Source organism: Streptomyces sp. NPDC002795, from assembly GCF_042888725.1.
Taxonomy (GTDB): Bacteria; Actinomycetota; Actinomycetes; order Streptomycetales; family Streptomycetaceae; genus Streptomyces.
In genome coordinates this window covers 443,195-455,753 of record NZ_JBIAQB010000003.1, presented here as the reverse complement: position 1 = coordinate 455,753, position 12,559 = coordinate 443,195, and the positions used below count along the sequence as shown (strand labels likewise).

The 12,559-nt window shown below is 71.2% G+C and carries 8 protein-coding genes; 2 read left to right on the top strand and 6 right to left on the bottom strand.

Features of this window, described 5'->3' with window-relative positions; all coding sequences use genetic code 11:
• Window positions 1-274 precede the first annotated feature (274 nt).
• Window positions 275-1,606, top strand: a complete 1,332-nt coding sequence (locus ACFYWS_RS11390) for a hypothetical protein (RefSeq protein WP_389273026.1) — start codon at window positions 275-277, stop codon at window positions 1,604-1,606.
• A gap of 102 nt (window positions 1,607-1,708) precedes the next feature.
• On the opposite strand, the gene ACFYWS_RS11385 is transcribed toward ACFYWS_RS11390, so the two are convergent.
• The 4 genes from ACFYWS_RS11385 to ACFYWS_RS11370 form a co-directional block, all read right to left on the bottom strand.
• A complete protein-coding gene (locus ACFYWS_RS11385) occupies window positions 1,709-3,670 on the bottom strand; it encodes a M13 family metallopeptidase (protein WP_389273023.1) in 1,962 nt (653 codons plus the stop codon).
• A 122-nt stretch (window positions 3,671-3,792) separates the two neighbouring features.
• Entirely contained in the window at window positions 3,793-6,012 is a 2,220-nt protein-coding gene (locus ACFYWS_RS11380; protein ID WP_389273020.1) for an NADP-dependent isocitrate dehydrogenase, read from the bottom strand.
• A 127-nt stretch (window positions 6,013-6,139) separates the two neighbouring features.
• A complete protein-coding gene (locus tag ACFYWS_RS11375) occupies window positions 6,140-6,841 on the bottom strand; it encodes a hypothetical protein (RefSeq protein ID WP_389273017.1) in 702 nt (233 codons plus the stop codon).
• 69 nt (window positions 6,842-6,910) lie between these two features.
• Window positions 6,911-7,930, bottom strand: coding sequence for a PHP domain-containing protein (locus ACFYWS_RS11370; RefSeq protein ID WP_389274078.1), 1,020 nt, complete (start codon window positions 7,928-7,930; stop codon window positions 6,911-6,913).
• Window positions 7,931-8,159: 229 nt separating this feature from the next.
• Here ACFYWS_RS11370 and ACFYWS_RS11365 point away from each other — a divergent pair, with 229 nt between their 5' ends.
• The gene (locus ACFYWS_RS11365; protein ID WP_389273014.1) at window positions 8,160-9,545 is read left to right on the top strand and encodes an MFS transporter; all 1,386 of its coding nucleotides are present in this window, start codon (window positions 8,160-8,162) and stop codon (window positions 9,543-9,545) included.
• Between the two features lie 110 nt (window positions 9,546-9,655).
• On the opposite strand, the gene ACFYWS_RS11360 is transcribed toward ACFYWS_RS11365, so the two are convergent.
• Both ACFYWS_RS11360 and ACFYWS_RS11355 read right to left on the bottom strand, forming a co-directional pair.
• The gene (locus ACFYWS_RS11360; RefSeq protein ID WP_389273011.1) at window positions 9,656-11,587 is read right to left on the bottom strand and encodes a GAF domain-containing protein; all 1,932 of its coding nucleotides are present in this window, start codon (window positions 11,585-11,587) and stop codon (window positions 9,656-9,658) included.
• Between the two features lie 139 nt (window positions 11,588-11,726).
• Window positions 11,727-12,515 (bottom strand): 3-hydroxybutyrate dehydrogenase, encoded by a 789-nt coding sequence (locus tag ACFYWS_RS11355; protein ID WP_389273008.1) that lies wholly within the window; start codon window positions 12,513-12,515, stop codon window positions 11,727-11,729.
• Window positions 12,516-12,559: the final 44 nt, after the last annotated feature.

Here is a 12,559-nt window from a genome sequence, read left to right as displayed (position 1 = left end):
CCGTGGGCCGGGCGCTGAGATGCTGCGGTATCGAGCCTCCCGTGCCTTCGCCCTCCCGCCGCGGTGCACGGTCGAGGCCGAGCACGGGCCCGCTGTTCGCAGAAGGGGGAGCCGCGAATGGCGGGCCCGTCCGCGCCGCCGCCCAGGACGGGCCGCCCCGGCTTCGCACCCGCGTCCGCCGCGCCGTGGTGACAACTCGCGCGCAAAACGGCTCAATCGGAGCGATAAAGTAGCTCGTCAACCCGCACACGCCCGATCACTCAGGAGTGCCTACGTGTCCGTAGCCATCGACTCGTCCGACGCCGCCACCCCGTCCGGCGACACCGCCCTCGCGGAGCCCGTGCCCGCGCCGGCCGTCGCCCCGGACAGCAGCGCCGCCGCACCCGCGAGCGAGGAGACGGCCGAGCCCGGCGACACCGCGAACATGTGGACCCCGCCGACCACCGAGACCCCGGACGCCGCTGCCACGGACGACACCGCCCCGGCCGCCGAGAGCGGGTCCGACAGCGCGTCCGACAGCTTCTGGACGCCGCCCACGGAGGTCCCCTTCGCGGAGAGCTCCGAGGCCGACGCCGACGAGGAGGCCGACGACGACCCGGCCCCCGGCGACGTACCGGAGTCCATCACCCGCGATGCCCACGAGTTCGGCGTCTACGCCCGCACCGGAGGCTGGGCCTTCGCCCTGAAGGTGGCCCGCAGCGTACGTCCCGGCGGGCAGCCCGCCGGGGAGTCGTCCAAGGTCTCGGCGCGGAGGTTCGCCGCGCTCGCGGGCTGTTCCCCCGACCGCGTCATGCGGTTCTACAAGGCGTGGGACAGCGCGGCGGACGACGGCGTGGTCCCCCAGTTCGAGTCCCTGGAGCCCGGCGCCGACATCGAACTCCCGGACGCCGACGTCTGGTTGTCGTACTACGTCTCCCGCAACAGCGCGACCTCGGTGCGCGGTCAGGCGATCACCGAGGCCGCCGCGGCCGAGGGCATCCGCCCGACGAAGGCCCTGGAGGTCGCGGAGAACCCGACCGCGCTGCGGGCCGCGATCCTCGCCGACCCCGGCACCGCGGAGGCCGCCCGCAAGGCGCTGATGGACCGCCTCGACGAGGACCCGGTGCTGCGCACGGGCATGGCGCGCGACATCGTGCGCACGGACGACCTGAAGAAGGCCGTCGCCGAGGAGACCAAGACCGGCGGCCAGCTCGAGTACGTGCGCAAGATCGCGGAGGAGGGGCAGGTCAAGACCCCCGCGGGCCAGAAGATCGAGGCGTCCCCCGCGCTGCGCGAGGAGGCCGAGCGGCATCTGTCCCTCATCGACGAGCTGGACGAGGACGAGGAGGCGGGCGAGTGGGCCCGCGAGGCGTACGACACCGTGCGCACGCTCGTCGCCGAGACCGTCGAGAAGGACCCCGAGCTGCGGGTGCAGGAGCGGCGCGCGAAGTTCTACAGCAGTCTGCAGAAGGCCACGAAGGCCTTCGAGGAGCTGACGTTCGACGACGTCGCCGCCGAGGAGATCGACGACATCGTGGAGGACGACATGCTGCAGCGCCTTGAGGAGCTGCAGTCGGCGATCACGATGTGCATCACGGCCCTGCAGTCGGCCCAGAAGAAGGACTGACCCATTCAAGCCCCTGCGGCGCTTGAGCAGCGGGGCCCGGGGCAGAGCCCCGAGACGTAGGGCCGGACGACGTCAACCGTCCGGCCCTACCCAAGGATCACGTCACCAGATCCGCACCCGGTCCCCCGGCGCGACCCACAACCCGTCCCCCACCTTCGTGGCGAACGCCTCATGGAACTCGTCCAGGTTCCGCACGATGTTCGCCCGGAACTCCGGCGGCGAGTGCGGGTCGATCGTCAGGTACTGCTGCTCCTGCTCCGTGCGCCGCTTCGTGCGCCAGCAGTACGCCCAGTTCATGAACAGCCGCTGCGTACCGGTGAGTTCACCCTCGGTCGGCACGGGGGCGTCGCCCAGCGCGATCTTGTACGCGGTGTGGCCGATGGTGAGGCCGCCGAGGTCGCCGATGTTCTCACCGACGGTCAGCGACCCGTTGACGAACTCGCCCGGCAGGTTGCGCGGCGAGAACCCGTCGTACTGCTTGATGAGCGCCTTCGACTTCGCTTCGAAGGCGGACTTGTCGTCGGCGGTCCACCAGTCGTTCAGGTTGCCTTGTCCGTCGTACTGCGCGCCCTGGTCGTCGAAGCCGTGGCCGATCTCGTGACCGATGACGGCGCCGATGCCGCCGTAGTTCTCGGCGGCGTCGGCGTCCGGGGAGAAGAACGGCTTCTGCAGGATGCCGGCCGGGAAGCAGATCTCATTCGTTCCCGGGTTGTAGTAGGCGTTCACGGTCTGCGGCAGCATGAACCACTCGTCGCGGTCGACCGGCGCGCCGATCTTCGCCATCTGCCGGTCGTGCTCGAAGGCATCGGCGGCGTACGCGTTGGCGAGCAGGTCGTCGGGGACGACGGCGAGCCCCGAGTAGTCACGGAACGCGTCCGGGTAGCCGATCTTCGGCCGGAACGTCGCGAGCTTCTCGTACGCCCGCTCCTTCGTCTCGTCCGTCATCCAGTCGAGGCGGGAGATGGACTGGCGGTACGCCTCGAGGAGGTTGGCGACCAGCTCGTCCATGAGCGCCTTGGAGCGCGGCGGGAAGTGCCGGGCCACGTACTCCTTGCCGACGGACTCGCCGATGGCGCCCTCGACGAAGGCGACGCCGCGCTTCCAGCGGGCGCGCAGCTCCGGCGTGCCGTTCAGCGTGCGTCCGTAGAACTCGAAGTTGACGCGCACGAACGGCGTCGACAGGTACGGCGCGGCGGAGCGCAGCACGCGCGCGAGCAGCCAGTCGCGCCACTGCTCGACCGGCACCTCGGTGAGGACCGCGGAGAGGTGGGTGAGGTAGGAGGGCTGGCGCACGCACGACTCGGCGAGGGTCTCGTCCTTGCCGCCGAGCCCGGTGACGTAGCTCCGCCAGTCGAACGCCGGGGCGAGCGCGGTGAGTTCGTCGAAGGTCGTGAGGTTGTACGTCTTCTGTACGTCGCGGGTCTCGGCGCGCTCCCAGTGCCCCTCGGCGAGCCGGGTCTCCAGGGCGAGGACGGTGCGCGCGGCGGCGGCCGGATCGGTGTGCTCGCCGAGCGTGAACAGCTCGGTCAGGTACGCCTCGTACTTCTCGCGGATCTCGGCGAACTTCTCTTCGCGGTAGTACGACTCGTCGGGCAGGCCGATGCCGCCCTGGAGGATGTTGAAGAGGTAGCGGTCGGAGTTCCGGTCGTCGCTGTCGATGTAGGCGCCGAACAGGCCGGAGCCGCCCTTGCGCTCGAAGCGGCCGAGGAAGCCGGCCAGCTGCCTCACGTCACTGAGCGCCGCCGCCTCCTCGATCAGGGGGCGTACCGGGTCGAGGCCGCGGGCCTCGACGGCCTCCTCGTCCATGAACGACGCGTACAGGTCGGCGATCTTTCGCGCCTCGTCCGCGTCCAGGCTTGTGGGGCCGCCGGCCGCGATCTCCTGAATGATCTCCTTGACCCGCTGCTCGGCCACGTCCACGAGCTCCACGAAGGGGCCCCAGCTGGAGCGGTCGTCGGGGATCGGCTCGGTCTCCAGCCACTGGCCGTTGACATGCCCGAAGAGATCGTCCTGCGGTCGGATCGCCGGGTCCATGCCCGGGCGTGCGTCATCCAGAGTGCTCATCGCTGCACCTTACCCAGGTCAGGGCGTAGGAAGAGCGTCAAATACGGGTGCTTCCGCGCTCCGTGAACAGCTCCGCCCCGGTCGGCGCGGGCCGACCGGGGCGGAGCTTCGGGCGAACGGGATCAGGCGAGCGAGGCCAGCGTCTCGTTCAGCGTCTGCGACGGGCGCATGACCTTGTCGGCCTTGGCCGAGTCGGGCTGGAAGTAGCCGCCGATGTCGGCCGGGGAGCCCTGGACGGCGATCAGCTCGTCGACGATCTTCTGCTCGTTCGCGGCGAGCTTCTCCGCGACCGGGCCGAAGGCCTTGGCGAGCTCGGCGTCCTCGGTCTGCTTGGCCAGCTCCTGGGCCCAGTACAGGGCGACGTAGAAGTGGCTGCCGCGGTTGTCGATGCCGCCGAGGCGACGGGTCGGCGACTTGTCCTCGTTGAGGAAGGTGCCGGTGGCGCGGTCCAGGGTCTCGCCGAGGACCTTCGCGCGGGCGTTGTCCGTGGTGGTGGCGAGGTGCTCGAAGGAGACGGCCAGGGCGAGGAACTCACCGAGGGAGTCCCAGCGCAGGTAGTTCTCCTTGACCAGCTGCTGGACGTGCTTCGGGGCGGAGCCGCCGGCGCCCGTCTCGAAGAGGCCGCCGCCGTTCATCAGCGGGACGACCGACAGCATCTTGGCGCTGGTGCCCAGCTCCAGGATCGGGAAGAGGTCGGTCAGGTAGTCGCGCAGCACGTTGCCGGTCACCGAGATGGTGTTCAGGCCCTGGCGGATGCGCTCGACGGAGAGCTTGGTGGCGTCCTCCGGGTTGAGGATCCGGATGTCCAGGCCCTCGGGGTCGAACTCCGGCAGGTACTGCTCGACCTTCTTGATCAGCTGCGCGTCGTGGGCGCGGCCCTCGTCGAGCCAGAACACGGCCGGGTCGCCGGTGGCGCGGGCGCGCGTGACGGCGAGCTTGACCCAGTCCTTGATCGGGGCGTCCTTGGTCTGGCAGGCGCGGAAGATGTCGCCCTCGGAGACGGCCTGCTCCAGGACGACGTCGCCGGCCTGGTTGAGCACGCGGACGGTGCCGGTGGTGGCGATCTCGAAGGTCTTGTCGTGCGAGCCGTACTCCTCGGCCTTCTGCGCCATGAGACCGACGTTCGGGACGGTGCCCATCGTCGACGGGTCGAAGGCGCCGTTGGCGCGGCAGTCCTCGATGACGGCCTGGTAGACACCGGCGTACGAGGAGTCCGGGATCACCGCGAGGGTGTCCTGCTCCTGGTCGTCCTTGTTCCACATGTGGCCGGACGTACGGATCATCGCGGGCATGGAGGCGTCGATGATGACGTCGGACGGCACGTGCAGGTTGGTGATGCCGCGGTGCGAGTCGACCATGGCCAGGTCGGGGCCCGCGGCCAGCTCGGCGTCGAAGGACGCCTTGATCTCGGCGCCGTTGGCGAGGGTCTCGAGGCCCTTGTAGATGCCGCCGAGGCCGTCGTTCGGGGAGAGGCCCGCGGCGGCCAGGTCGGCGCCGAAGCGGGCGAAGGTCTCCGGGAAGAAGGCGCGCACGACGTGGCCGAAGATGATCGGGTCGGAGACCTTCATCATGGTGGCCTTCAGGTGCGCGGAGAACAGCACACCCTCTTCCTTGGCCCGGGCGATCTGCTGGTTAAGGAACTCGCGCAGCGGCGCGACGTGCAGCACGGAGGCGTCGACGACCTCGCCGGCGAGGACCGGTACGGACTCGCGCAGCACGGTGGTGGTGCCGTCGTCGGCGACGAGTTCGATCTTCAGCTTGTCGTCGGCCGGGATGACGGTGGACTTCTCGGTCGAGCGGAAGTCGTTCTCACCCATGGTCGCGACGTTCGTCCTGGACTCGGGGGTCCAGGCGCCCATGCGGTGCGGGTGGGCCTTGGCGTAGTTCTTCACCGAGGCGGGGGCGCGGCGGTCGGAGTTGCCCTCGCGCAGCACCGGGTTGACGGCGGAGCCCTTGACCTTGTCGTAGCGGGCGCCGACCTCGCGCTCCTCGTCGGTCTTCGGCTCGTCCGGGTAGGCCGGGAGTGCGTAGCCGTGCTCGCGCAGCTCGGCGATCGCGGCCTTGAGCTGCGAGACCGAGGCCGAGATGTTCGGCAGCTTGATGATGTTGGCCTGCGGCGTCTTGGCCAGCTCGCCGAGCTCGGCGAGGGTGTCCGGGACGCGCTGGTCCTCGGTCAGGTACTCCGGGAACTGGGCGAGGATGCGCCCGGCCAGGGAGATGTCACGGGTCTCGACGCCCACGCCGGCGGTGGACGCGTAAGCCTCGATGACCGGCAGGAAGGAGTACGTCGCGAGGGCCGGGGCCTCGTCAGTGTGCGTGTAAATAATGGTCGAGTCAGTCACCGGGTGCTCCGCTTCCACGTCTTCCACGTCTCTGCAGTCTTGGATCGGATTGCTCGACATCAAGATATCTCCTCCCCGGCCAGGATTCGAAAGGGGTCCGCCCGCCAAGATCTTCCCGGCCGGTGGTTCACGCCGGGACGCAGACCGTGAGCCACTCCGCGGACCGGGGCCGGTACCCGTGCCGCTCCCGCAGCCCGGCCACGATCGCCGGGACGTGCCCGGCTCCGTAGACGACGGCCACCCGCAGCGGTGCGGCGTGGTGCTCGGCGTGGATCCCGTCGAGCGCGTCGAGCAGCCGCAGGTCGCGGTGGTCGGACATGGCGTGCCCGATCGGATGGTCGGCCAGCATCTCCGCGCGCGCGGTCGTCGGCAGATCGTCGACCGCCAGGTCCTCGTCGAGGAAGGCGCGCGGCCCGCGCAGCGCGAAGACCAGCCCCATGACGGGCGCCGCGAGCAGCATCATCAGGTAGGTCCCTCGCGGCAGCGTCTTCAGGTCCGCGACCGCCTCGGCGGCGGTCACGTCCGGGCGCAGGACCGGCACGGACTCGGGGAGCAGCAGGTCGCAGCGCTGCTGCTGGAGGCCGCCCCGGCTCCGGCGCGGGGCGAAGCGGTAGGCGAGCGTGAGGGTGCTCACCACGGCCGACTTCCCGCGGATGCCCTCCATGACGACGAGGTCGCACTCCGCCAGCCGGCGCTTGACCTGCGCGTAGAACGTCGGCGACGCGACGTGCAGCATCGGGAAGAGCACGAACTCCAGCGGTGTGCCGCTCCGCCGCAGTGTGATCACGGCGGAACGTACGGCGTACCCGGTCACCTCGATGATCTGCACGACGGCCCCGTTGTGTACACGAGGGCGACCGTGCGCACGGTTCCGTCATTTCACGGCATTTCGAGCCCCTCAGGTGTCGCCGGTCCAGGCCAGCAACTTCTCCACCGGCCAGGTGGTCACCACTCGGTCGGCCGGAACCTCGCATTCCTCGGCGCGGGCACAGCCGAAGAGCTGCCAGTCGAGTTGGCCGGGGGCGTGGGCATCGGTGTCGATGGCGAACAGGGTGCCGGCCGCCACCGCCTTGCGCAGCAGTCGGCGGGGCGGGTCCAGCCGTTCCGGGCGGCTGTTGATCTCGACCGCGGTGCCGGCGGCCGCGCACGCCGCGAACACCTCGTCGGCGTCGAACCGCGACTCGGGGCGGCCCTTTCCGGTGACCAGGCGGCCGGTGCAGTGGCCCAGGATGTCGGCGTGCGGGTTTCCGACGGCGGCGACCAGGCGGCGGGTCATCGCGGCGGCGTCCATCCGCAGCTTGGAGTGGACCGAGACGACGACCACGTCCAGGCGGTCGAGCAGTTCGGGTTCCTGGTCGAGCGAACCGTCGTCGAGGATGTCGCACTCGATGCCGGTCAGCAGGCGGAACGGCGCCCAGCGCGCGTTGAGTTCGGCCACCACGTCCAGTTGCTCGCGCAGCCGCTGCGGCGAAAGGCCGCGGGCCACCGTCAGTCGCGGCGAGTGGTCCGTGAGCACCGCCCACTCGTGGCCGATGTCCCGGGCGGCGCGGCCCATCTCCTCGATCGGGCTGCCGCCGTCCGACCAGTCGGAGTGCAGATGACAGTCGCCGCGCAGCAGGGACCGCAGCTCCACGCCCGCCTCCCCCTCCAGGGGAACCGTGCGGGCCAGCTCGTCCTCCAGGTGCGTGAGGTAGTCCGGGACCTGACCGGCGGCCGCCTCCCGGATCACCGCGGCGGTCTTGGGGCCGATGCCCTTGAGCGACTCCAGGGAGCCGGCCGCGACGTGCCGCGCGACCTCGGCGTCCCCCAGCCCGCTGATCACACCTGCCGCGGTACGGAACGCCCGCACCCGGTAGGTGGGCGCGCCCTCCCGCTCCAGCAGGAACGCGATCCGTTCCAGCGCCCGCACGGGCTCCATCGCCACCTCCGGCCACCTACGCGTAGGTCTCCAGCGTGCCGCACTCCCCGGCGACCGGCACCCGCTGCCGCCCCTCGGGATTCGGTCGCCTTCCGTGTCCAGCGGCCACAGTCGGCCACGAAAGTATGGTGTCCCACCACATGTGCCGGTGACCTGCGTGTTCCTACCTTGTGCCAGCAGATACACGTCCCCGGATACACGTCCCCACCAACGCCTGGAAGTGGTGCACATGGCCTCCGCAGCAGCCGCTCCGCCAACGCCCGGAAAGCTCAAGCGCATTGTCGCGGCGAGTCTCATAGGCACCACCATCGAGTGGTACGACTTCTTCCTCTACGGCAGCGCCGCGGCGCTGGTGTTCAACAAGCTCTTCTTCCCCGACTCCGATCCCCTGGTCGGCACCCTCCTCTCCTTCCTGACGTACGCCGTCGGATTCGCCGCCCGCCCGCTGGGCGCGCTCGTCTTCGGGCACTACGGCGACCGGCTCGGCCGCAAGAAGCTCCTGGTGGTGAGCCTGCTCATGATGGGCGGCGCCACCTTCGCCATCGGTCTACTGCCGACCCACGCGACCGTCGGCTCGGCCGCGCCCGTCCTGCTCACCGTGCTCCGCCTCGTCCAGGGCTTCGCCCTCGGCGGCGAGTGGGGCGGCGCGGTGCTTCTCGTGTCCGAGCACGGAGATGCCAGGCGCCGCGGCTTCTGGGCCTCCTGGCCGCAGACGGGCGCGCCCGCGGGACAGCTCCTCGCGACCGGCGTGCTCTCGGCCCTGACCGCCCTGATCTCGGATGCCGCGTTCACCGACTGGGGCTGGCGGATCCCGTTCCTCCTCTCCGGCGTGCTCGTGCTCGTGGGTCTGTGGATACGTCTCTCTGTCGATGAATCCCCCGTCTTCAAGGAGGCGTTGGCCCGCTCCGAGGCCCGCAAGGCGGACGCCGACACCGTGGAGAAGCTGCCGCTGGTAGCGGTCCTGCGGCACCACTGGCGCGATGTCCTGGTCGCCATCGGCGCCCGCATGGCCGAGAACATCAGCTACTACGTCATCACCGCCTTCATCCTCGTGTACGCCACCACCTCGGCCGGCGTCTCGAAGCAGACCGCGCTGAACGCCGTGCTCATCGCGTCCGCCGTGCACTTCGCCGTGATCCCCGCCTGGGGCGCCCTCTCCGACCGGGTCGGCCGCAGGCCCGTGTATCTGCTGGGCGCGGCGGGCGTCGGCCTGTGGATGTTCCCGTTCTTCTCCCTCATCGACTCGGCGAGCTTCGGTGGCCTGCTCCTCGCCGTGACCGTCGGCCTGGTGCTGCACGGCGCCATGTACGCCCCACAGGCCGCGTTCTTCTCCGAGATGTTCGCGACGCGGATGCGCTACTCCGGGGCGTCGATCGGGGCACAGTTCGCCTCGGTGGCGGCAGGCGCGCCCGCACCGCTCATCGCGACGGCTCTGCTGACCGAGTACGGCTCCTCCACGCCGATCTCCCTGTACGTCATCGCCGCCGCGCTCCTGACGCTGATCGCCGTGGGGGTGGCGAAGGAGACCAGGCACCGGGACCTGTCCGACCTGGACGCCGTGGGCTCGGACGACGTAGCGCGCAGCGACCGCCCGGTGAAGCTCCACGGCGCCTGACGCGTGCAGCGCCTTACCCCCGCCGGCCCCGTGGCTGCGGGCTCGGGGCTCTGCCCCGGGCCCCGCGCCTCAATCGCCGGCGGGGCTTGAGGTGACCCACGCGGACGGGGTCAGGCTATGTCCGGGGCCGCCAACCGGTGCAGCCGCAGGGCCAGTTGGATCTCCAGTGCGCGCTCCGGCGTCTGCCAGTCCTCGCCGAGGAGCCGGCCCACCCGCTCCAGACGCTGCGCGACCGTGTTCACGTGCACGTGCAGCGCGTCCTTCGTACGGGCCGGGCTCATCCCGGACGCGAAGTAGGCGTCCATGGTGCGCAGCAGGTCGGTGCCTCTGCGCTCGTCGTAGGTGACGACCTCGCCGATCGTTCGGGCGACGAATCCCGCGACGTCCCGGCTGTCGGCGAGCAGCAGCCCGAGGAACCCGAAGTCCTCGGCCGCCGCGCCCTGCCCGGACCGGCCGAGCAGCCGCAGCGCGTCGAGGCAGCGCTGCGCCTCCACGTACGCGGCGGCGGCTCTCTCGGTCCACCCGGCCAGGTCGGCGACGGGGGCGGAGGCGCCCACGGTGACGCTCTCGTGGATCGCCTCGGAGAGCCGGCCCGCGACCTGGGACGCCAGTTCCGATGCGGCGGTGGTGTGCGCCGGGAGCAGCAGGACGGTGCCGCCGTCCCGCGCGGCGGCAAGGCCGTGCCGGGTCGCCGCGAGGTGGTTGGCCGCGGACCACAGGCGGCGGCGCGCGGCCGCCTCCTGCTCGGCGTCACCGGTGCTCTCCAGGCGGGCGGCGAGCACCACATGGGGCCCGTCGAGGTCGGCGTGCAGCCGCTCCGCTCTCTCACGCAGCAGCCGCGGGTCCCGGTCGCGCCCGTCAAGGAGGTCGTCCAACAGCTCGCCCCTCACCCGCTGTTCGGCCTCGGCCGCGGAGCGCCGGGCGAGCAGCAGCAGCGAGGTGACCATGGCGGCGCGCTCCAGGGTGCGCTGGTCGACCGGGTCGAGGCCCGGGTGGCCGCGCAGCACGAGGGCGCCGAGCAGCTCGCCGCCGGCGGCGACGGCCGCGACCCAGTCGTCCTGGTGTCGCACCGCGTGCCCGTCGGCACGGGACGCTTCGAGGGCGTGGCCGGGCGCCACCTCCGCGTCGGTGAACTCCACGGTGCCGTCGAGGACTTGGGAGACGGCGGCGGCCACGTCGTGCACTCCGCCGCCGCGCAGCACCAGCTCGGCGAGCCGGTCGTGGACGTCGGACGCGCGCTCGATGACGCCGCTGCGGTCACGGATGATCTCGTTGGCGCGCTCCAGCTCGTTCAGCGCCTGCCGGGTCTCCGTAAGCAGGTTCGCGGTGTCGATGGCCGCGGCGGCGAGCGCCGCGAAAGAGCCGAGGAGCGCGATCTCCTCGCGCTCGAAGACCCGCTCGCGCCGGTCGGAGGCGAACAGCACCCCGATGACCTGCGCTCCCAGCATGAGCGGCACGCCGAGGATGGCGACGAGCCCCTCGTCCCCCACCCCCGCGTCGATGGTGCGGGTGTGCTGGAAGCGCACGTCGTGCCCGTAGTCGTCGGTGACGTACGGCCGCGCGGTCTGCGCGACGAGGCCGCCGAGGCCCTCGCCCATGCCGAGACGCAGTTGCTGGAAACGCGCGGCGACCGAGCCTTCGGTGACCCGCATGCAGGTGTCGCCTCTGACCGGGTCGTTCAGCGTCAGATAGGCGACGTCGGTGCCGAGCAGCGAGCGGGCCCGCTGAACGATGGCCTGCAGCACCGCGTCCAGGTCGCGCAGGCCCGCGAGGTCGTGCGCGGTCTCGAACAGTGCGGACAGCTCCGCCTCGCGGCGGCGCCTGCCCTCCATCTCCGCGCGCACCCGCAGCGCGAGCGCCTTGGCCGCTTCGAGTGCCGCTATCCGCTCGGCCGTCGCGCCCTCGGCCCGGGCGAGCAGCACGGGCTGTTCGTAGGCATCGGCGGAGGCGCCCCTGGCGAGCAGTTCCAGGAACGGGGCCTGCGGGTCCTCGGTGGTCACCGGGCCGGAGGCGGTGGCTGAGTGCGGTTGGTGGCGCGACATGCGGACAAGGATTACCCGTCGAGCGGTCGGGCCTGCTAGCCCTGTGGACAACTCGGGTCGTCGCGGAATCTCGCTCACCCGGTCGAGGGACCGCGTTACATGCGAAACCAGCTGAAACCCGGCGAATGGTCGGGCTGGATCAGTGGGCAGACCAGCCGCCGTCGAGAACGAGGGACGTGCCGGTCATGAACGAGGCCTGCGGCGTGCACAGATACGCGACGGCCTCGGCGACCTCGGACGGTTCGATCAGCCGCTTGATCGCGCTGTCCTGCAACAGCACCTCGGCGAGCACCCGCTCCTCGGGGATGCCGTGCGCGGCGGCCTGGTCGGCGACCTGCTGCTCGACGAGCGGCGTGCGCACATAGCCAGGGTTCACGCAGTTCGAGGTGACGCCGTGCGCCGCCCCTTCCAGCGCGGCCGTCTTCGACAGCCCCTCCAGCCCGTGCTTCGCGGCGACGTACGCGGACTTGTACGGGGAGGCCCGCAGCCCGTGCACCGACGACACGTTCACGACGCGGCCCCAGCCCTGCCCGTACATGTGCGGCAGCGCCCCGCGCAGCAGCCGGAACGGGGCCTCCAGCATCACGGTCAGCACGGTGTGGAAGACCTCGGGCGGGAACTCCTCGATGGGCCGAACCAGTTGGATCCCCGCGTTGTTCACGAGGACGTCGGTGCCGGCCGCCGCCGCCTCCGCGGCGTCGAGGTCGCTGAGGTCCAGGACGTACGGCTCGATGCCGTCGGTCTCCCCGGCCAGCGCCTCGATCCCCGCCGCGTCCCGGTCCACGGCTCTCACCTTGGCGCCCGCCGCGGCGAGGCGCAGGGCGCAGGCCCGGCCGATGCCACTGGCGGCGCCGGTGACGAGCGCGGTGCGCCCGCCGAGGTCGAGGTCGGGGGCGGTGGGTGCGGTCAGCGGGGTGCGCGGCGTCATGACTGGCACCCTAGGCAGTTGATCAGCGCCGCCCGATGTGGGCG

Excerpts from the sequence above, each read along its gene's own strand:
- ACFYWS_RS11385 (WP_389273023.1), bottom strand. The coding sequence starts at position 3,670 with ATGAGCACTCTGGATGACGCACGCCCGGGCATGGACCCGGCGATCCGA.
- ACFYWS_RS11370 (WP_389274078.1), bottom strand. The coding sequence starts at position 7,930 with ATGGAGCCCGTGCGGGCGCTGGAACGGATCGCGTTCCTGCTGGAGCGG.
- ACFYWS_RS11365 (WP_389273014.1), top strand. The coding sequence starts at position 8,160 with ATGGCCTCCGCAGCAGCCGCTCCGCCAACGCCCGGAAAGCTCAAGCGC.
- ACFYWS_RS11360 (WP_389273011.1), bottom strand. The coding sequence starts at position 11,587 with ATGTCGCGCCACCAACCGCACTCAGCCACCGCCTCCGGCCCGGTGACC.
- ACFYWS_RS11355 (WP_389273008.1), bottom strand. The coding sequence starts at position 12,515 with ATGACGCCGCGCACCCCGCTGACCGCACCCACCGCCCCCGACCTCGAC.